Below are 20,619 nucleotides of genomic sequence, written 5' to 3' on the forward strand. Positions count from 1 at the left end.
TACATAATCCAGGCAAAGGAGATATGAGCATGAGAAACGAAGTAAATCAGGCCGAAGGCGATAAACAGGAAACTGGGAAGCCGGCTTCAAGCCTGATCGAAAAGATTCAGCAGCTGGGACAGACAGATGTTCCCCAGATGTCGAAGGATTCTAAGATCCATTGTTTAACCATCGTAGGCCAGATTGAAGGTCATATGCAGCTTCCGCCTCAAAATAAGACAACGAAATATGAACATGTTATCCCTCAGATTGTGGCCATCGAACAAAATCCGAATATCGAGGGACTTCTTGTTATTTTAAATACAGTCGGCGGTGATGTAGAAGCCGGCCTGGCCATTTCTGAGATGCTTGCCTCCTTGTCAAAGCCTGCGGTATCAATTGTACTGGGCGGAGGACATTCGATTGGAGTTCCCATTGCGGTCAGCTGCGATTATTCGTTCATAGCGGAAACAGCGACCATGACTATTCATCCCATCCGGCTGACGGGCCTTGTGATCGGTGTCCCGCAGTCCTTTGAATATCTTGACAAAATGCAGGAGCGGGTAGTCAGCTTCGTGACCAGGCATTCCAATATTACGGAAGAGAAGTTCAAGGAGCTTATGCTGGCAAAGGGAAATCTGACAAGAGATATTGGCACGAATATTGTTGGAGCCGAAGCGGTGGAATCAGGCCTGATCCATGCAGTCGGAGGCGTTGGCCAGGCAATGAGGAAGCTTAATGAATTGATTGCGGAAAGAGCAGAAGAGTCAGGCGGGATCATTCAGTGATACTCTATACCACAGTACCGCATGAGCAGATTTTTTTAACAAATGTCCTCCATGAGCCGCAAATGATGAACATTGATTATAGAGGCATCCAGATGCAGGTTGAATATATGTCACCGACCTGTTTTAGGATAGACCGCATAATAAGCACGGATCCCCTTCATTATCTTGATCCTGATATACAGCCTGGCAGCCTCCTGCATTATTCACCGTCGGATTTTGCAAGATGAAAGCTCGTACAGTCTATGGTTTTTATGATATAATTAAGTGATAATAAAAAGCAGCCATGTGGCTGCTTTCTAAGTTTACATATGGTTATGAATTACTATGAACCGGATAACTTTGAAAACAACGGAAACAGGCTGGCCGGAAAAAAGGCATACGCCCGGCGGCTGCCGGGTTTTATTATTTTCCCTGGCAATCTGTGCGAATAACTAGAATGGCAAAGGTGATGAAATGGCAAAACGAAAAAGAAGATCAAAAAAGAATGCGGAAGGATTTAAGCAGACCTTAAGGTTCGAACTGACCGGGCTAATCCTGTTCGCCCTGTCGGCCATTGCCATGGCAGAGCTTGGGACTGTCGGAAGAGCGCTCGTGCTGCTGGTCCGATTCTTTATGGGAGAATGGTATATACTCGCCTTATTAGGATTATGTATACTCAGCGTCTATCTGATGTGGAAACGGAAACTGCCTTTTTTCTTTAAGAGGCAGCTGGTGGGAATTTATATCATCATTGCCTCAATCCTTCTGCTCAGTCATGTTACCCTTTTTGAACTCCTGTCGGAAGGGGGCCCATTTAAGAAGCCGAGCGTCATCTCAAATACCTCGGAGCTCTTCTGGATGGAAGTAAAAGGTGAAGCGAGTACACGTGATCTTGGAGGCGGTATGATAGGGGCTGTTCTGTTTGCATCCTCTTACTTCCTGTTTGATGCGGCCGGCACAAAGATGGTTGCATTCCTTTTGATCATTATCGGGCTTGTACTTGTGACTGGCAGGACAATAGGAGATACTCTCGGCAGAATTATCAGCGGGACGGGAGGCTTCCTCAGCTCACAGTGGGGAGCTTTCATTGATGATATGAAAGCCTGGCAGGGTGAACGGGCCGATAAAAAGCGTGAAAGGCAGCAGAACCGCACCCAGCAGCACGCCGAAGGACGGGTTCAGGAACAGCAGCCTGACTTTCAGGCAGTCGATCCTGGCGATTCCCAGAGGGAGACGGAGGCTCCACAGCCGCTGATTTCTAATTTTGCAAGCAGAGCATACAGCGAGGAGCAGGGGGAAGAGGGAGGATCAGGTCCGGATGAAAAAGCAGCAGGCGGTAAGGACTCTGTGAAGGATCCAGAAGACAAAGAAGATCTTACACCTCAGATCAATTTTTCTGAAGTGGAGAACGACAAATACACGCTTCCGCCCCTTTCACTCCTTACCACTCCAAAGAAGGCTGACCAGAGCGGAGAGTTCAAGCAGATCCATGCAAACGCCGCTAAGCTTGAGAAGACCTTCCTAAGCTTTGGGGTAAAAGCCAAGGTAACTCAGGTGCATCTTGGACCGGCTGTAACCAAATATGAAGTGAATCCGGATGTTGGTGTAAAGGTAAGCAAGATCGTCAGCCTGTCCGATGACATAGCATTGGCCCTCGCTGCCAAAGGGATCCGGATTGAAGCCCCTATCCCTGGTAAATCAGCAGTGGGTATCGAGGTGCCGAATTCCGAGATTGCAATGGTCACACTGCGTGAAGTCATTGATACCAAGGAACATAATAAGCCTGAAGCCAAGCTGCAGATCGGGCTTGGCCGGGATATCTCAGGAGACGCAGTCCTGGCAGAGTTGAATAAGATGCCCCATCTTCTGGTGGCCGGGGCTACAGGCAGCGGGAAGTCTGTCTGCATCAACGGCATCATCACGAGCATCCTGATGAGGGCGAAGCCCCATGAGGTAAAAATGATGATGATCGATCCGAAGATGGTTGAATTGAATGTCTACAACGGCATTCCGCATCTTCTGGCACCTGTTGTGACCGATGCAAAGAAGGCATCACAGGCTTTGAAAAAGGTAGTCGGCGAGATGGAACGCCGCTATGAGCTGTTTTCACACAGCGGCACCCGGAATATTGAGGGCTATAATGAATCGGTGAAACGGCATAATGCAGAGAGTGAAACGAAGCAGCCGCTTCTTCCTTACATCGTGGTGATTGTGGATGAGCTTGCTGATCTGATGATGGTAGCATCCTCAGACGTCGAGGATGCGATCACAAGGCTGGCCCAGATGGCACGTGCTGCTGGCATCCATTTGATCATTGCAACACAGCGGCCGTCAGTAGATGTCATTACAGGGGTCATCAAGGCCAATATTCCTTCAAGAATCGCCTTCAGTGTATCATCCCAGACTGACTCAAGAACCATCCTGGACATGGGTGGTGCGGAAAAGCTGCTGGGGCGCGGGGATATGCTCTTTTTACCTGTCGGCGCCTCCAAGCCCGTCAGAGTTCAGGGGGCTTTCCTGTCTGATGATGAAGTGGAAGAGATTGTAGATTATGTCATTTCCCAGCAGAAAGCCCAGTACAATGAAGAAATGATTCCGGATGATATCCCTGAGGCCACTTCCGGAGAGGTGGATGATGACCTGTATGATGAAGCTGTTCAGCTGATTACCGAAATGCAGACCGCTTCGGTATCCATGCTGCAGAGGCGGTTCAGGATAGGATATTCAAGGGCGGCCAGGCTAATTGATGAGATGGAGGTGCGCGGCATAGTGGGTCCATACGAAGGCAGCAAGCCGCGGAGCGTGCTTGTGGCCAAGGAGCATGATGAAGCCCATACTTCATAGGAACGGACGGGAATTCTTTTTGAAGTCCCGTCTTTTTTGAATATTTGGCGAAATTCGACAGCATAAAAATCTTTTTTTTTCAACTATTTATTTATTTGAAAAAAAATGATAAAGTAAATTCGATTAGTAGAAAAGATGGATATCAGAGGTCTGATGACTAGGACAAAGTCTTTGGAGGAAAGCATTCATGCCAATTAAGCTTGATAATCGGCACTTGTATCTGCAAGTAATCGACAGGATAAAACAGGATATAGAATCAGGGGTCTATAAAGAGAAAGAGAAACTGCCTTCTGAGTTTGATCTTGCGAAGCAGCTGGGAGTCAGCCGGGCCACGCTTAGGGAAGCTCTTAGGATACTTGAGGAAGATAACGTCATCATTCGCCGTCATGGGGTTGGGACATTTGTCAATGGCAAGCCTCTGTTCACATCTGGAATTGAACAGCTTGACAGCGTCACTGGAATGATCCGGAACGCAGGTATGAATCCTGGAACTATATTCCTAGATTCATATACTCAGGAACCGACTGAAGAAGACCAGAGGAAACTTTCCCTGGGAGCAGATGAAACCATGTCAGTCATCGAGCGTGTAAGGACTGCCAATGGGGAGCCAGTTGTTTATTGTGTGGACAAGATTTCAGAGAATATCCTGAAGCCGGATCTCTCCCGACGGGAAGAATCGCTTCTGGCCCTCCTTGAAAAAGAGTCGGACGCAAGAATCACGTATGCCATCGCACATATCGAGCCAATGGGGTATCACGAAAAAATATCACCCATCTTGAATTGCGATCCGGAAACTGCTCTCCTTGTTCTGAAACAGACTCATTATGATGAACAGGATCATCCAATCCTTCATTCGGTCAACTACTTCAAGGCTGATAAGTTCAGCTTTCATGTACTGCGGAAACGGGTGTAGTGCAGTGCGCCTGGAAAAGTCATTATATTCTACTAATTCAAAAAAAATAGGGGGTTTTACCTTGAAAAAGCGTAAATTTGGTTTAGCACTGTCTCTTGTTTTAGCTGCTGGAACAATGCTTGGCGCCTGCGGCAAGAGTGAGGACAAAAAAGGCGCAGATGGCGGCAAGAAGGATGCATTTTCAGTTGGAATGGTAACAGATGTTGGTGGAGTGGATGACAAATCCTTCAACCAGTCAGCTTGGGAAGGTCTTCAAGCATTTGGTAAAGAAAATAACCAGGAAAAAGGAAAAGGTGGTTTTGATTACCTTCAGTCTAAATCCGATTCTGATTATATAACTAACTTAACGACATTATCACGCCAAGGATTTGACTTAGTATACGGCATAGGATTCATGATGCAGGATTCAGTTACTAAAGTCGCGGACCAGCGTAAAGATACGAAATTCGCAATTGTTGATGCAGTGGTTGAAAAGCCTAATGTTGCCAGCATCACCTTTAAGGAACATGAAGGTTCTTTCCTTGTTGGAGTTGTAGCAGGCATGACAACTAAAACGAACAAAGTCGGCTTTATCGGCGGAGTTCAATCACCGCTGATTGAAAAGTTTGAAACAGGTTTTAAAGCTGGTGTTAAGTCAGTTAATCCAAAAGCTGAAGTAATTACAAAGTATACTGGTGCATTTGACAAGCCGGACCTTGGACAGGCAACTGCCAATTCTATGCTTAAGTCAGGAGCGGATATCCTGTTCCATGCTGCGGGCGGAACTGGTATCGGTATGATTAACGAAATAAAATCAGTAAAGCAAAAAGATCCTAGCAAAAACATTTGGGCGATTGGCGTTGACAGAGACCAGGCACCAGATGGAAAAATTGATGATAAAACAAACATTATGCTTACTTCAATGGTTAAACGTGTAGATGTCGCTGTACAGGATATCGCTAAAAAAGCTAAAGATGGCAGTTTCCCTGGCGGAAAAGTGACAGAATACGGTCTTGACCAGAATGGTATCGGCATAGCTCCTACTAAAGACAATGTGTCTAAAGAAGCACTTAAAGCTGTGGAAGAATGGACAGCGAAAATCAAATCGGGAGAAGTAAAAGTTCCAAGTACTCCTGCTGACTTGAAGAATTTCAAATAATATCAGGTTGATAAAGGAATATAGGGCTGGCAGGTCCAGCCTAATATTCCTTTATTTTTCGGAAAACATTCTGCCTGATTGGAAATTGAATGAAAGACTGTAAGGGATTACAGTTTTTCCTTTGGTTTTTAAACAATTAAAGGGGCGGGAGAAATCCTGTATTTACATAATCCTATTAAAAGGAGATGAAAAACTAAGTGGAATACGTAATAGAAATGCTCAACATAAGAAAAGAATTTCCGGGTATTGTTGCGAATGATAATATTACTCTCCAGGTTAAAAAAGGAGAAATACATGCTTTGCTGGGTGAAAATGGAGCAGGTAAATCTACCTTGATGAATGTTCTATTCGGGCTTTATCAGCCGGAACAAGGAGAGATACGTGTAAACGGAAACCCAGTGCGAATCACGGATCCAAATATTGCAAACAATCTGGGAATCGGCATGGTTCATCAGCACTTTATGCTGGTTGATAAGTTTTCTGTCACTGAAAATATTATATTGGGCAGTGAACCCTCAAAAGCTGGCAGAATCAATATGGGCGAGGCTAATAAGAAAGTAAGGCAGCTTTCAGAACAATATGGTTTAAGAGTAGACCCAGAAGCCAAAATATCAGACATTTCGGTTGGTATGCAGCAGCGTGTAGAGATATTAAAAACACTTTACCGCGGTGCGGATATTCTGATTTTTGACGAGCCCACTGCAGTACTGACTCCGCAGGAAATAAAAGAATTAATTGTAATTATGAAAACGCTAATTAAAGAAGGTAAATCTATTATTCTAATCACTCATAAACTGAAAGAAATAATGGATGTCTGTGACCGTGTTACGGTTATCCGCAAGGGTGTTGGAATAGGTACGGTGAACGTTTCCGAGACAAATCCTAATGAACTGGCCTCCCTTATGGTCGGCAGGGATGTAGTTTTCAAGACTACGAAAAAAGAGGCCTCTCCAAAAGGAAATGTGCTTGAAATCAAAGATTTAACAGTGAAGGATTCAAGAGGGGTTACAGCTATAAATGAATTATCGCTTGAGATAAGATCCGGTGAAATAGTTGGAATAGCCGGGGTTGATGGAAATGGTCAAACTGAACTGATTGAAGCCATATCAGGATTGAAAAAATCTGAGTCTGGCACCATTCTTTTAAATCAAAAAGAAATCCAAAATATGAAACCCCGCAGGATTACTGAATCAGGGCTTGGTCATATTCCGCAGGACAGACACAAGCACGGCCTTGTTTTAGACTTTCCAATTGGAGAAAACATGGTTCTCCAGACATACTACAAAAAGCCATTCTCAAGAAAAGGCATTCTTAATTATAAGTCTATCTATGAAAAAGCCAGAACGCTGATTAAAGATTTTGATGTGCGTACTCCATCAGAGTATACTCTGGCAAGGGCGTTATCGGGAGGGAATCAGCAGAAAGCCATAATAGGCAGGGAAGTCGATCGCGACCCGGACCTTCTGATAGCTGCTCAGCCCACACGGGGACTGGATGTTGGAGCCATTGAATTTGTTCATAAGAGACTGATTGAACAAAGAGACCGGGGCAAAGGTGTGCTCCTGATCTCATTTGAACTTGATGAAATTATGAATGTAAGCGACCGGATTGCAGTTATTTATGAAGGACGCATTGTTGCAGTAGTAGATCCCAAGCAGACTTCTGAACAAGAGCTTGGACTATTGATGGCAGGCAGCAAGGTAAGCAGGAGAGAAGGGGAAGATACCAATGTTTAAAAGATTTACAAATATAATAGTGCCCGTTGTTGCGGTTCTTCTCGGCCTTATCGCGGGTACAATCATTATGCTGGTATCCGGCTATGACCCGCTTGCAGGTTTCTCAGCATTATTTTACGGAATGTTTGGCGATGTTTTCTATGCCGGTGAAACAATACGCCAGGTCACTCCGTATATCCTCTCGGGTCTTGCAGTTGCTTTCGCTTTTAGGACAGGGTTATTCAATATTGGAGTAGAAGGTCAGGTACTTGTGGGCTGGCTTGCATCAGTATGGGTTGGACTGGCCTTTGACCTTCCGAAAGTAATTCATTTGCCGCTGGCCATTCTTGCGGCTGCAGCAGCAGGTGCGTTTTGGGGCTTTATCCCTGGATTTTTAAAGGCGCGTTTCAGGGTTCATGAAGTTATTGTTTCTATCATGATGAACTATATAGCTCTTCATATCACAAATAATATCATTCGTACTGTACTTTCAAAAAATGCTGACCGCACGCCGGATGTTCATGAATCAGCCATGCTGAAATCCGTTTTTCTCTCTGAAAATACAGATTTCTCCAGGCTGCACTGGGGCTTTTTGATAGCACTCCTGGGGGCATTCCTGATGTGGTTTATTTTAGAGAAGACAGCCAAAGGATATGAACTGCGTTCTGTAGGTTTTAACCACCATGCTTCAGAATATGCAGGTATGAATGTTAACAGGAATATTATCCTTTCCATGGTAATTTCCGGAGCTTTTGCAGGTGTAGCCGGCTCCATGGAAGGACTTGGGACATTCGGGTATGCCTCAATAAAAGGTGGTTTTACAGGAATCGGCTTTGATGGAATTGCTGTGGCTCTCCTGGGGGGCAACACATCCATAGGTATTATTCTATCAGCAATCCTATTTGGGGGATTAAAGGTTGGTGCGCTTAATATGCCTCTTGAGACCGGTATTCCAACTGAGCTGGTAGATATCATCATTGCTTTAATTATTTTCTTCATAGCTTCCAGCTATATTATCCGCTGGGCGCTTACCCGCTCCAACAAGAAAGGGGTGAAGTAATTGAGTTTCTATCAAGTACTTCAAATTATTGTTCCTTCTATGATTTTTCTGGCAACTCCCCTGATATTCACCGCTCTTGGCGGAGTATTTTCTGAGAGGTCTGGGGTTGTCAATATCGGTCTGGAAGGACTGATGGTTTTTGGAGCTTTCTCTGCCATTGTTTTTGATTTAACATTTGCTGATACATTTCATTCCTGGACACCATGGCTGGCTTTATTGGTAGCAGTAGTGGCAGGAGCCGTCTTTTCGCTTTTCCATGCTGTGGCTTCCATTACCTTTAAAGCGGATCAAACAGTCAGTGGTGTGGCACTTAACTTTTTAGCACTCGGACTTTCCATGTTTTTAGTTAAGCTAATTTATGGAAAAGGCGAGACAGACAGCATTACAACCACTTTTGGTAAAATAGACATCCCTGTTTTAAAAGACATTCCACTCTTAGGGCCGCTTCTGTTCAGCGATGCTTATTATACTTCTTATATAGCGATTGCTGTGGCAGTACTTGCCTGGTATGTAGTCTACAAGACTCCATTTGGACTCCGTCTACGCTCAGTGGGCGAACATCCTATGGCTGCAGACACGATGGGAATAAGTGTAACCAGGATGCGGTATATAGGAGTAATGATCTCAGGTGCTCTTGGAGGTCTCGGAGGTGCCGTGTTTGCACTTACAGTAACCAATAATTTTGGGCATGCTACCATCAGCGGACAGGGCTTTATGGCTCTGGCTGCTATGATTTTCGGGAAATGGCATCCTATCGGTGCACTGGGCGCCGCACTTTTCTTCGGTTTCGCGCAAAGCTTGAGCATCGTAGGTTCAGGGCTTCCATTCTTCAAGGATATCCCGAATGTTTACCTGCTGATTGCACCATATGTTTTGACGATTCTTGCCTTAGCCGGTTTCATTGGCCGTGCAGATGCCCCGAAAGCATCTGGTCAGCCATATGAAAAAGGAAAAAGATAACAAACAATTGAATCATGGCCATATCATAAGGGTCTGGCTCCTCATTAAAAACAAGATTGGAATGGCTGTAAAGCTGTCCTGCTGCTTGTGGATGAGGAGCCAGGCCTTTTGTTATTAGATAGTCTTTATGCCAGCCTTGGTTTTGATGCTTTATATTTATAAATAATTGTTTAGGCACGATATAGTATGGATATAGAAAGTTTGCGTGTCCGGGTCTTCCTCCAGTGAATAATGTGTATAATTTAGAATGAAAACATAAAAATGGTTAAAATAGACTTATTGAGAAAAAATAGGTTAAAGTCAATATATAACTTAATTGACCACCAGAAGGAGGAGCATTCTTGGCCATCATTAATGAAGTAATCCGGGAGATGCCCGGGCTAAAACTGCATATCGTAAATACCGGTAAATATAAAACCAACACCTTGGTGTGGAAAATGAAGGCGCCGCTCTCAAAAGATACGGTCACACTCAGGTCGCTCCTGCCTTATGTATTGCAGAGCAATACCAAAGAATATCCGACCACTACTTCTTTACGGTCGCATCTGGATGATCTGTATGGGGCAAGTCTGTTTGTGGACCTGGCGAAAAAAGGGGAATATCATATCATCACAGTCACACTAGAAATCGCCAATGAAAAATTCCTGACCGATCCGGCACCCCTGCTGGAAAAGGGAATCAGCCTGCTTGCAGAAGTGTTATTCAACCCAAATGCAAAAGAGGGAGCTTTCGATGAGAGCACCGTAAGCAATGAAAAGCGGACACTTAAGCAGAGAATACAGTCTATTTATGATGATAAGATGCGTTATTCCGCCTCGAGGCTCGTACAGGAAATGTGCAGAGATGAGGCCTATAGACTGGATCCAAATGGCGAACTCGAAGATGTAGAGGCGGTTACATCCCGGTCCCTTTATGAATATTACCAGCAAGCATTGGCAGAGGATGAACTGGATCTCTATGTCATAGGGGATGTGGAAGAGGAAGAAGCTGCTGAAGCCGCCGGCAGATTTTTTAAGCTGGGGGACAGAAGTCCGAAGAAAGCGGAAACCGGGCACATACAGATTACTGAAGCTAAAGAAGTTATTGAAAGACAGGATCTGAAGCAGGGGAAGCTTAACATCGGATATCGCACAAATATAGTGTATGGAGACCAGGACTATTATGCTCTACAAGTGTTCAACGGCGTCTTTGGGGCTTTTTCCCATTCAAAGCTGTTCATCAATGTTCGTGAGAAGGCGAGTCTTGCATATTATGCATCTGCGAGGACGGAGAGCCATAAGGGACTTTTGATGGTTATGTCGGGCATTGAGGACAAAAATTATGATCAGGCAGTCAGCATCATCAAGGAACAGATGGAAGCCATGAAGCAAGGGGATTTCACGGAAGAAGAAATCAGCCAGACCAAGGCTGTCATCCGCAATCAGATGCTTGAGACGATCGATATCGCCCGGGGTCTTGTAGAAATTCTGTATCATGGTGTCATTGCCGGAGTGCCTGTCAATATGGATGACTGGCTCAGGAAGACCGAGGCCGTTACACATAGCGAAGTGGTGGAGGCAGCACAAAAAATCGAGCTCGACACCATCTATTTCTTAACCGGATTGGAGGGGCAATAAGTTGGAAAAGATACCGTTTAAACAGCTGGATGAAGAATTATATTATGAAAAGCTGGACAGCGGGCTGGATGTGTACATACTGCCCAAGAAAGGTTTCAATAAGACATATGCAACCTTTACGACTAAATATGGATCAATCGATAACCACTTCAAGCCCCTGACAGGGGATAATTTCCTTAAGGTTCCGGATGGGATTGCGCATTTTCTTGAACATAAGCTTTTTGAAAAAGAGGACGGAGATGTCTTTCAGCAGTTTTCAAGGCAGGGAGCATCTGCAAATGCCTTTACATCCTTCACCCGCACTGCTTATCTCTTCTCATCCACTTCCAATGTGGAAGAGAACCTGGAGACCCTGATAGATTTTGTCCAGGATCCGTATTTTACAGAAAAGACAGTGGAAAAGGAAAAAGGGATCATCGGACAGGAGATTGACATGTATGATGACAACCCGGACTGGAGGCTTTATTTCGGCCTGATCGAGAACATGTTTGGTGAGCATCCCGTCAAAATCGATATCGCAGGTACGGTTGAGTCGATTGCCGGGATAACCGACCAGCTGCTCTATACATGCTATGAAACCTTCTACCATCCGAGCAATATGCTTCTTTTCGTTACCGGACCCGTGGATGCGGATCAGATTATGAAGCAGATAAAGGAAAACCAGTCCAAAAAGGATTACAAGGACCAGCCGGAGATACAGCGCAGATTTCCTGAAGAGAAGGGGGCTGTGGCTGAAAAGAAGAAGGTTCTCAGCATGAATGTACAGTCCTCTAAATGCCTTGTTGGCATTAAAGCCAATGAGATTGATCAGCAGGGAAGCGAAATGCTGAAATACGAGCTGTCGGTGAATGTTCTGCTTGATATGATCTTTGGGAAAAGCACGAAAGCTTATGAGGAGCTGTATAATGAAGGGCTGATCGACCAGACCTTCTCCTATGACTACACTCAGGAGCTTGGCTTCGGGTTTGCCATGGCCGGCGGGGACACCGATGATCCAGACCGGCTGGAGGAAAAGCTGAAAGGATATCTCCTCCAGGCACGGCAAGGCAGCATACTTACAGAAGAGGCGTTGAACAGATCGAAAAAGAAAAAAATCGGTTCTTTCCTAAGATCGCTCAATTCACCTGAATACATTGCCAACCAATTCACAAGATATGCATTTAATGAGATGAAATTGTTTGATGTCCTGCCGATGCTTGAACAGATTACAATTGAAGATATCAAACAGACTGCCGCCGCTTTCATAGATGAAAGCAGAATCAGTGTCTGCCAGGTTGTACCGAAATAAGGGGAAAGGAGCCGGCCGAGCCGGCTCTTTTTCGGCTGTAATTATAGAAACGCACGGGGGAGAAGCACATGACTCAAAAATTCGCCCTGATTACAGGAGCAAGCGGAGGCATAGGCAGGAGCCTATCAGAAGTCCTGGCAAGAGAAGGATTTTCATTATACCTGCATTATAATAAGAATGAAGGATCGATTGCAGATCTGGCAGCCGCAATAAGCCGCCCCGGAATAGATCTCATTCCGATCCAGGCAGACCTTTCAAAACCGGACGGCTATCTAAAACTGTCCAAGGAGATTTTTTCCCTGGACTATATAGTATTGAACAGCGGCAAGAGTGCTTACGGACTGGTGACAGACATGGAGGAAGGCATGGCGGCGGAAATGATCCAGCTTCATGTGACAAGCCCCTTCATGCTCAGCAAAACACTTTTGCCAAAACTCATGAACAAACAAAAAGCGGCAATCGTTGCCATAACATCCATTTGGGGACAGACCGGAGCTTCATATGAGGTATTGTACTCCATGGTAAAGGGTGCCCAGAACTCCTTCGTCAAGGCCCTGGCCAAGGAACTGGCTCCAACGGGGATACGGGTCAATGCCATTGCGCCCGGAGCTGTTGCAACGGCCATGATGGATGATTTCACACCGGAAGAACTTCAGGATCTAGAAGGTGCCATTCCCGCCGGCCGGATGGGAAGGCCGGCGGAAGTCGCTGAAACGGCAGCCTTCCTGCTTTCAGAGAAAGCCTCCTACATAACCGGGCAGGTGCTTGGCGTCAATGGCGGATGGCATACTTGATTTTTTTCAGAATGATGAATGAAGTTATCCCTTCCTTCACAAACTATAGCTGACTCAAATTATAGAAGGGATGGATTGGAATGTCAGTTTTGCAAAACTGGGAAGAGTGGAAAGGATTTTTGGGCAGCCGTCTGAATCATGCTCAGAACGAAGGTATGGATAATTCGGTCGTATCAGATATGGCCTATCAGATCGGCGGCTATCTGGCAAAACAGGTAGATCCCAAGAATGATCAGGAAAGAGTGCTGGCCGACCTGTGGTCAGTAGCTTCCGAAGAAGAAAAGCATGCCATTGCCAACATGATGGTCAAGCTGGTAGAAAATAACGGATCGGAATCTAAATAAAAAAAGGGCCTGGCTGCTCTACGAGCCTGGCCCTTTTTCATTTCGTATAGAAAACCCCTCAGAAATAACTTTATTATGCAACCTTTTTACATCCAGATTCATTCTTAACTTTTTCTGCCTTATCCCTTTTAACTTCCTATGAAATCATATATTATTATAGAAGCTAGAAAAATAAGCCGAAAACTGTCACTTACAGGGGAGAGTGGTTTTTGTTGGAAAAGAAAGAATGGTATTTGGAGTACGAAATTCAAAAAAACCGTCCTGGACTGTTAGGTGACATTTCTTCTTTGCTTGGTATGCTATCCATCAATATCGTAACAATAAATGGAGTCGACGAAGGAAGGCGCGGCCTGCTGCTCCTTGCCAAGGACAGCCGGAATATACAGCGGCTTGAATCTATCCTTCAAACGATGGACACGATAAAAGTAATTAAACTTAGAGAGCCGAAACTCCGTGACCGTTTAGCGGTCAGGCATGGGAGATACATACAAAGGGATGCCGATGATAAAAAAACATTTCGCTTCGTGCGGGATGAGCTCGGCCTGCTCGTTGATTTCATGGCAGAACTGTTCAAACAGGAAGGCCATAAACTGATTGGCATTAGGGGAATGCCGCGTGTTGGAAAAACGGAATCCATTGTCGCTTCGAGCGTATGTGCCAATAAGCGCTGGCTTTTTGTTTCTTCCACCCTCCTGAAACAGACCATCAGGAGCCAGCTGATTGAGGATGAATATAGTGAGAATAATCTATTCATCCTGGATGGCATCGTTTCTACTAAAAGAGGGAATGAGCGCCATCTCCAGCTTGTGAGGGAAATCATGCGGCTTGATGCTGTCAAGGTTGTGGAGCATCCTGATATTTTTGTCCAAAATACGGAATACTCTCTTGATGATTTTGATTATATTATTGAACTCAGGAACGACCCAGAAGAAAAAATTACGTATGAAGTAGTAGATCAAAGCTCTGAATTTGGAGAATCTGATTTCGGCTCTTTTGATTTTTAATATGGTGGTGGTTGCAAGTGACAGAGTTAGGTATCAGACTGAAAGAAGCCAGGGAAGAAAAAGGCATAAGCCTTGATGATTTACAAAAGGTAACAAAGATTCAAAAAAGGTACTTGATCGGCATTGAGGAAGGTAATTATGACACTATGCCCGGGAAGTTCTATGTGCGTGCGTTCATTAAGCAGTACGCGGAGGCTGTCGGCCTTGAGCCGGAGATGATATTTGAGGAATATAAGAATGAGATCCCGGTATCTTATAACGAGGAGCTGCCACAGCAGCTTTCCAGAGTCCAGACGCGCAAATCAATCGGCCCATCCAACTCGAAGACGCTTGAAGCTCTGCCCAAGATATTGGTCGCATTGTTTGTAATAGGTGCAGCCGTACTTGTCTGGGTGCTTGTTTCCAAATCGACTTCACCAGCTGGCGGTGACAAGGCAGAACAGCCGAATCAGTCCGTGACAATGGGTGAATCAAAGGATTCCCCGCTTAAGGAAAAAGTAAAAGAAAAGCCTGCAAAAGAAACTGCCGATAAAACTTCCGGCCAGGAGCAAAAAAAGCAAGAGCCTGCGGAGGAAGTTAAGCCAGAAATCAAGGTTATCAGCAAACAGGGGCGTAACTCCGCCTATTCCTTTAGCAATTCGAAAGAATTTAAGCTCAAGCTTGTTTCTACAGGTGAAACATGGGTGAACATCAAGGATTATGGAGAAAAGTCATTGTTCCAGGGTGTCCTCACAAAAGGCCAGAGCAAGGAATACGACATGACCAAGAATCAAGGGGCAAGCCTTGTAATCGGAAAAACAACAGAAACTGAGGTTTATATCAACGGTGAGAAGCTCAAGTATGCCATTCCGCCGCAGAACTCAGTATCACAGAACATAAAAGTTCAATTCAAGCCTGCAGAATAGTCATCTTTTGATGGCTATTTTTCGCTTATCTCGACAAAAGTATATATAATAGAAAAGAATGTTGATTTTTGGAGGTTTTTCTGTGAATTTACCTAATAAGATAACTGTATCACGTATTTTTATGATTCCGGTCTTCATGCTGGTGATGATCCTGCCTGACTGGGGCAATCTCAAAATCGGCGGAGAGTCCATCCCTGTCCATCACCTGGTCGGGGCCCTTATATTCATTATCGCATCGGCCACAGACTGGGTTGACGGTTATTATGCCAGGAAGCTTAACCAGGTTACCAATCTAGGGAAATTCCTGGATCCGCTTGCCGATAAGCTGCTTGTATCAGCAGCACTTATCCTCCTGGTGGAATTGAATGATCCGTCAGCGCATGCACCTGCATGGATCGTCATTATTATTATCAGCCGTGAGTTTGCGGTCACAGGCCTGAGGCTGATTCTTGCCGGGACAGGCGAGGTGGTGGCAGCCAATATGCTGGGCAAGATTAAGACATGGGCCCAGATCGTCGCCATTTCTGCCCTGCTTCTCCATAACCTGCCGTTTGAATATATTCATATTCCCTTCGCTGAAATCGCACTGTGGGTAGCCATGATTTTCACAGTCTGGTCTGGATGGGATTACTTTGACAAAAATAAGGGAATATTTAAAAACTCAAAGTAAACAGAAGGAGCATAAAATATGAATGCAGAAATAATTGCCGTCGGTTCAGAGCTTTTACTGGGCCAGATCGCAAACACCAATGCAAAGTTCCTTTCCCAGCAGCTCGCTGAACTTGGGATCAATGTCTATTTCCATACAGTGGTCGGGGATAATGCCGGCCGCCTCAAGCAGGCTCTTGAAATTGCACATGAAAGATCAAATCTTATCATCCTCACCGGCGGATTGGGTCCTACAAAGGATGACATGACGAAGGAAACAGCCGCAGAGCATCTCGGGCTAAAGCTAGTAACTGATGAAGAAGCCATGACATCCATAATAGAATACTTCAAGAAAGCCGGGCGTGATATGACGCCGAACAATAAGAAGCAGGCCCTGGTCCTTGAAGGGGCAGCCGTTCTTCCGAATAACCATGGCATGGCGCCTGGCATGATGGCAGAAAAAGACGGGAAAACATACATGCTTCTGCCTGGGCCTCCCAAAGAAATGGAGCCTATGTTCATCGAGTCAGGTTTCAAGCTGCTGTTTGATAAACTGGACGTCCAGGAGAGAATCGAATCAAAGGTACTCCGCTTCTTCGGTATAGGGGAATCCCTATTAGAGACCAAAATAGAGGACCTTCTTGAAAAGCAGACCAATCCTACACTTGCCCCGCTGGCAGCTGACGGGGAAGTGACCCTGAGGATAACGGCCAAGCATGCCTCAAAGGAAAAGGTACAGAAACTGATAGCTGAGATGGAGGAAGAAATCCTCGCACGCGTGGGAGAATTCCATTATGGCGACGGAGACACTTCCCTGATGAAGGAAGTGGTCAAGGAGCTCAGCAGCAAGCGGTATACCATCTCCTCGGCTGAAAGCCTCACCGGAGGAATGTTCACAGAGCAGCTGACTGCCATTTCAGGTGCCGGTCTCATCCTGAAGGGCGGAGTTGTCAGCTATGCAACAGAAGCCAAACAGAAGATCCTGAATATTAAAGATGAGACTGTTGAAAAGTATGGAGTGGTCAGCGCCGAATGTGCCATTGAAATGGCTGAGAATGTGCGGTCACTTCTTGATTCCGATGTCGGCATCAGCTTTACAGGGGTAGCCGGACCGATGGAGATGGAAGGCCATCCAGTAGGAACCGTGTTCATCGGAATCGCGGTCAAAGGGCAAAAAACAGCAGTCGAAAAGCTCAGCCTCACCGGCAGCCGGGCACAAAACCGGATCCGCTCCGTCAAATACGGCTGCCATTACCTGCTTAAAGAACTGGGAATGAAATAAGTGATGTAGGCTTCACCTGTGTCTGCCATTGGGGCAGGCACTTTTTTTTATCAGCTTCTTATTCCTTGCAGAATTCCATTTTCAAAGAAAACCATGGGCTGAAATTTCATTTTTTTCTAAGCAGAAAGACGCGGAATGAGCAATAAATCCGGTTTAAAAAAAGCGAATAAATGTTCGATTTTTTGCTTGTCAAAAGCACTGAAAAGGTATATAGTTAAGTTAAGGTTTTGAGATGAGAAATGCTTTTTAAAACACTGATAATACCAACTGTCAGCTATTTTAAAGCTGATGTGTATATATAAAGGAGGAACTTTTTGTGAGCGATCGTCAAGCAGCGTTGGAAATGGCGTTAAAGCAAATAGAAAAGCAATTTGGCAAAGGTTCAATCATGAAGCTTGGAGAACAGACAGACCGTGTTATCTCCACTATCTCAAGCGGCTCCCTTGCCCTTGATGTGGCACTCGGGGTAGGCGGCTATCCAAGAGGAAGGGTCATTGAAATCTACGGACCTGAGAGCTCAGGTAAAACCACTGTTGCCCTGCATGCCATTGCAGAAGTTCAGGCAGGAGGCGGACAAGCTGCATTCATTGATGCTGAGCATGCCCTTGATCCTGTCTATGCTCAAAAGCTTGGGGTAAATATTGATGAATTATTGCTTTCGCAGCCGGATACAGGGGAACAGGCATTGGAAATTGCTGAAGCATTAGTACGAAGCGGTGCGGTAGACATCATCGTCATCGACTCGGTAGCAGCCCTTGTACCAAAAGCCGAGATTGAAGGCGAGATGGGTGACTCCCACGTCGGCCTGCAGGCCCGTTTGATGTCCCAGGCGCTCCGTAAGCTTTCTGGCGCCATCAACAAGTCAAAGACAATTGCAATCTTCATAAACCAGATTCGTGAGAAAGTCGGCGTCATGTTCGGAAACCCTGAAATTACTCCCGGCGGCCGTGCGCTGAAATTCTATTCTTCTGTCCGTCTGGAAGTCCGCCGTGCAGAAGCATTGAAGCAGGGGAATGACATAATGGGTAACAGAACCAAGATTAAAGTTGTCAAGAACAAGGTAGCTCCTCCATTCCGTCTTGCGGAAGTGGACATTATGTACGGTGAAGGGATTTCCCGTGAAGGCGAAATCATCGATATGGGTGCAGACCTTGATATTGTACAAAAAAGCGGTTCCTGGTATTCCTACAATGAAGAGAGGCTTGGTCAGGGTCGTGAGAATTCCAAGCTCTTCCTGAAAGAGAATACTGAAATCCGTGATGAAGTAAAACAAAAAATCCGTGACCATTATGGCTTAGACGGTGATCATGCAGCTCCTGAAGAAGAGGATGACCAGGAAGAACTCAACCTGATAGATTGATTCCCGGAGGACTTGGAAGCGTCGCTTCCGGGTCCTTTTTTATATGAGTGAAAATGGGGCGAAGCAGCAAGTTTGGCCGTCAAGAAAAAATAATTGGTGAAAGCGGCCCGGATAGCTGTTAGATAAGGGACTTACCCTTGACAATAAAAATCCCCGGGCTTACAATTAATATGTATATTTTACATTTTTTCAAAAAATGAAATGAATGAAAAAGCCTTTGTGCTGTATATTGAAGTGATGTAACAATGTACATGCCGACATTCAAAATTAACCAAAAAAAGTTCATAGCAAGAGGAGGTGTTACGATGGAACCCATTACAATCATCTCCATTTTGCTTGGCCTATTCGTCGGTGCAGTTGTTGGTTATTTTGTCCGCAAATCCGTTACGGAGAACAAAATAGCCGGGGCAAAAGTTTCTGCAGAACAGATTATCGAAGATGCAAGACGTGAAGCTGATTCTAAAAAGAAAGAAGCCCTGTTGGAAGCTAAGGATGAGATTCATAAACTTCGTTCAGATGCGGAAAAAGATGTCCGTGAACGGAGAACTGAATTACAAAAACAAGAAAACCGTTTATTACAGAGAGAAGAGAATCTTGACCGCAAGGATGAGACGCTTAACAAGCGCGATCTTCTTCTAGAAAAGAAAGACGATTCTCTAAACCAAAGACAACAGCATATTGAAGAGATGGAAAGCAAAGTGGACGAGATGGTTCGTACTCAGCAAACCGAATTGGAACGTATCTCCGGACTTACCCGCGAGGAAGCGAGAGGCATTATTCTTGATAAGGTAGAAAAAGAATTGGCCCACGATACAGCACTTATCATAAAAGAAAGTGAAAACCGCGCGAAGGAAGAAGCCGATAAGAAAGCAAGGGAAGTACTTTCTCTTGCAATCCAAAGATGCGCAGCAGACCACGTGGCGGAAACAACCGTCTCCGTCGTCAATCTCCCTAATGATGAAATGAAGGGACGCATCATTGGCCGTGAAGGACGTAACATTCGTACCCTTGAGACGCTGACAGGAATCGATTTGATTATCGATGATACTCCTGAAGCCGTCATCCTTTCAGGGTTTGATCCAATCAGGCGTGAAACAGCGAGAATTGCTTTAGACAATCTTGTCCAGGACGGAAGGATCCATCCTGCGCGTATTGAAGAGATGGTGGATAAAGCCAGGCGTGAAGTGGATGAACATATCCGTGAAATCGGTGAACAGACTACCTTTGAAGTGGGAGTTCACGGGCTTCATCCAGATCTTATCAAAATTATGGGCCGCTTGAAATTCCGTACAAGTTACGGGCAGAATGTACTTAAGCATTCCATGGAAGTCGCCTTCCTGTCAGGGCTTCTTGCAGCTGAGCTTGGGGAGGATGAATCCCTTGCACGCCGTGCAGGACTGCTGCATGATATCGGGAAAGCCATCGACCATGAAGTGGAAGGAAGCCACGTGGAAATTGGCGTGGAACTTGCCACTAAATATAAGGAGCATCCTGTTGTTATTAACAGTATTGCTTCCCACCATGGCGATGCTGAGCCAACTTCCATCATAGCTGTCCTGGTTGCTGCAGCAGATGCATTATCCGCTGCAAGGCCGGGCGCAAGAAGTGAAACACTGGAAAATTATATCCGCAGGCTTGAAAAGCTGGAAGAGATCTCAGAATCCTACGAGGGTGTAGAGAAATCGTTCGCGATACAGGCTGGCCGCGAAGTGCGCATCATGGTTCGTCCAGAAGCAATTGATGATCTTGAAGCACATCGCCTGGCAAGGGATATCCGGAAACGTATTGAAGAAGAGCTCGATTATCCCGGCCATATCAAAGTGACTGTGATCAGGGAAACCAGAGCCGTTGAGTATGCAAAATAAAGAGTGGCATTCGCCGCTCTTTTATTTTTGCTTGATGTATTAATTGTTTCTCTTTTGTTTCTCTTTTCGGACTGTCTGCAAAATTAACATCCTTGAATATAAAAATTAGATCTACCAAGACTAGTAAATACTAATAA

Annotated in this window: 18 protein-coding genes; all 18 read left to right on the plus strand. The window is 45.3% G+C overall.

Annotation, left to right across the window (positions count from 1 at the left end; all coding sequences use genetic code 11):
* Nucleotides 1–29: 29 nt before the first annotated feature.
* The 18 genes from V1501_RS07675 to rny all read left to right on the plus strand — a co-directional run bounded on the left by V1501_RS07675 (nt 30) and on the right by rny (nt 20,482).
* Complete coding sequence (locus V1501_RS07675; protein WP_409292363.1) at nt 30–767, plus strand: ClpP family protease; 738 nt, start codon at nt 30–32, stop codon at nt 765–767.
* Entirely contained in the window at nt 764–994 is a 231-nt protein-coding gene (locus tag V1501_RS07680; RefSeq protein ID WP_409292364.1) for a YlzJ-like family protein, read from the plus strand. Before V1501_RS07675 ends, V1501_RS07680 begins: the two co-directional genes overlap by 4 nt.
* A 226-nt stretch (nt 995–1,220) precedes the next feature.
* Nucleotides 1,221–3,590, plus strand: coding sequence for a DNA translocase FtsK (locus tag V1501_RS07685; RefSeq protein WP_409292366.1), 2,370 nt, complete (start codon nt 1,221–1,223; stop codon nt 3,588–3,590).
* Nucleotides 3,591–3,777: 187 nt separating this feature from the next.
* Entirely contained in the window at nt 3,778–4,503 is a 726-nt protein-coding gene (locus V1501_RS07690) for a GntR family transcriptional regulator (RefSeq protein WP_409292368.1), read from the plus strand.
* A 61-nt stretch (nt 4,504–4,564) separates the two neighbouring features.
* Complete coding sequence (locus V1501_RS07695) at nt 4,565–5,641, plus strand: BMP family protein (protein WP_409292370.1); 1,077 nt, start codon at nt 4,565–4,567, stop codon at nt 5,639–5,641.
* Nucleotides 5,642–5,838: 197 nt separating this feature from the next.
* Nucleotides 5,839–7,377, plus strand: a complete 1,539-nt coding sequence (locus tag V1501_RS07700; protein ID WP_409292371.1) for an ABC transporter ATP-binding protein — start codon at nt 5,839–5,841, stop codon at nt 7,375–7,377.
* A complete protein-coding gene (locus V1501_RS07705) occupies nt 7,370–8,416 on the plus strand; it encodes an ABC transporter permease (RefSeq protein ID WP_409292372.1) in 1,047 nt (348 codons plus the stop codon). Before V1501_RS07700 ends, V1501_RS07705 begins: the two co-directional genes overlap by 8 nt.
* Nucleotides 8,417–9,376 carry an ABC transporter permease gene (locus V1501_RS07710; RefSeq protein WP_409292374.1) on the plus strand — a complete coding sequence of 320 codons (960 nt, stop codon included), beginning with the start codon at nt 8,417–8,419 and terminating at the stop codon, nt 9,374–9,376.
* Nucleotides 9,377–9,717: 341 nt separating this feature from the next.
* Nucleotides 9,718–10,992 (plus strand): EF-P 5-aminopentanol modification-associated protein YfmF, encoded by a 1,275-nt coding sequence (gene yfmF / locus V1501_RS07715; protein WP_409292376.1) that lies wholly within the window; start codon nt 9,718–9,720, stop codon nt 10,990–10,992.
* A 1-nt stretch (nt 10,993) separates the two neighbouring features.
* Complete coding sequence (gene yfmH / locus V1501_RS07720; protein WP_409292378.1) at nt 10,994–12,280, plus strand: EF-P 5-aminopentanol modification-associated protein YfmH; 1,287 nt, start codon at nt 10,994–10,996, stop codon at nt 12,278–12,280.
* Nucleotides 12,281–12,348: 68 nt separating this feature from the next.
* Nucleotides 12,349–13,074 carry an elongation factor P 5-aminopentanone reductase gene (gene ymfI / locus V1501_RS07725; RefSeq protein ID WP_409292379.1) on the plus strand — a complete coding sequence of 242 codons (726 nt, stop codon included), beginning with the start codon at nt 12,349–12,351 and terminating at the stop codon, nt 13,072–13,074.
* An 80-nt stretch (nt 13,075–13,154) separates the two neighbouring features.
* Nucleotides 13,155–13,418 (plus strand): DUF3243 domain-containing protein, encoded by a 264-nt coding sequence (locus V1501_RS07730; RefSeq protein ID WP_409292381.1) that lies wholly within the window; start codon nt 13,155–13,157, stop codon nt 13,416–13,418.
* A gap of 212 nt (nt 13,419–13,630) precedes the next feature.
* Nucleotides 13,631–14,422: a DUF3388 domain-containing protein gene (locus tag V1501_RS07735; protein ID WP_409293289.1), complete on the plus strand. Its 792-nt coding sequence runs from the start codon at nt 13,631–13,633 to the stop codon at nt 14,420–14,422.
* 17 nt (nt 14,423–14,439) lie between these two features.
* The gene (locus V1501_RS07740) at nt 14,440–15,327 is read left to right on the plus strand and encodes a helix-turn-helix domain-containing protein (protein ID WP_409292382.1); all 888 of its coding nucleotides are present in this window, start codon (nt 14,440–14,442) and stop codon (nt 15,325–15,327) included.
* Between the two features lie 58 nt (nt 15,328–15,385).
* Entirely contained in the window at nt 15,386–15,997 is a 612-nt protein-coding gene (pgsA, locus tag V1501_RS07745; RefSeq protein ID WP_409292383.1) for a CDP-diacylglycerol--glycerol-3-phosphate 3-phosphatidyltransferase, read from the plus strand.
* Between the two features lie 18 nt (nt 15,998–16,015).
* Nucleotides 16,016–17,257: a competence/damage-inducible protein A gene (locus V1501_RS07750; protein ID WP_409292385.1), complete on the plus strand. Its 1,242-nt coding sequence runs from the start codon at nt 16,016–16,018 to the stop codon at nt 17,255–17,257.
* A gap of 316 nt (nt 17,258–17,573) precedes the next feature.
* Entirely contained in the window at nt 17,574–18,617 is a 1,044-nt protein-coding gene (gene recA, locus V1501_RS07755) for a recombinase RecA (protein ID WP_409292387.1), read from the plus strand.
* Nucleotides 18,618–18,922: 305 nt separating this feature from the next.
* A complete protein-coding gene (gene rny, locus V1501_RS07760; RefSeq protein WP_409292388.1) occupies nt 18,923–20,482 on the plus strand; it encodes a ribonuclease Y in 1,560 nt (519 codons plus the stop codon).
* The last annotated feature ends 137 nt before the right edge of the window (nt 20,483–20,619 follow it).

The organism is Paraperibacillus esterisolvens, assembly GCF_046237625.1.
Taxonomy (GTDB): domain Bacteria; phylum Bacillota; class Bacilli; order Bacillales; family DSM-1321; genus Paraperibacillus; species Paraperibacillus esterisolvens.

What these genes read in the sequence shown, in the direction of transcription:
- ymfI (WP_409292379.1), top strand. Translation starts at nt 12,349, where the DNA reads ATGACTCAAAAATTCGCCCTGATTACAGGAGCAAGCGGAGGCATAGGC.
- V1501_RS07675 (WP_409292363.1), top strand. Translation starts at nt 30, where the DNA reads ATGAGAAACGAAGTAAATCAGGCCGAAGGCGATAAACAGGAAACTGGG.
- V1501_RS07685 (WP_409292366.1), top strand. Translation starts at nt 1,221, where the DNA reads ATGGCAAAACGAAAAAGAAGATCAAAAAAGAATGCGGAAGGATTTAAG.
- V1501_RS07750 (WP_409292385.1), top strand. Translation starts at nt 16,016, where the DNA reads ATGAATGCAGAAATAATTGCCGTCGGTTCAGAGCTTTTACTGGGCCAG.
- V1501_RS07705 (WP_409292372.1), top strand. Translation starts at nt 7,370, where the DNA reads ATGTTTAAAAGATTTACAAATATAATAGTGCCCGTTGTTGCGGTTCTT.
- V1501_RS07690 (WP_409292368.1), top strand. Translation starts at nt 3,778, where the DNA reads ATGCCAATTAAGCTTGATAATCGGCACTTGTATCTGCAAGTAATCGAC.
- rny (WP_409292388.1), top strand. Translation starts at nt 18,923, where the DNA reads ATGGAACCCATTACAATCATCTCCATTTTGCTTGGCCTATTCGTCGGT.
- V1501_RS07730 (WP_409292381.1), top strand. Translation starts at nt 13,155, where the DNA reads ATGTCAGTTTTGCAAAACTGGGAAGAGTGGAAAGGATTTTTGGGCAGC.
- pgsA (WP_409292383.1), top strand. Translation starts at nt 15,386, where the DNA reads ATGTTGATTTTTGGAGGTTTTTCTGTGAATTTACCTAATAAGATAACT.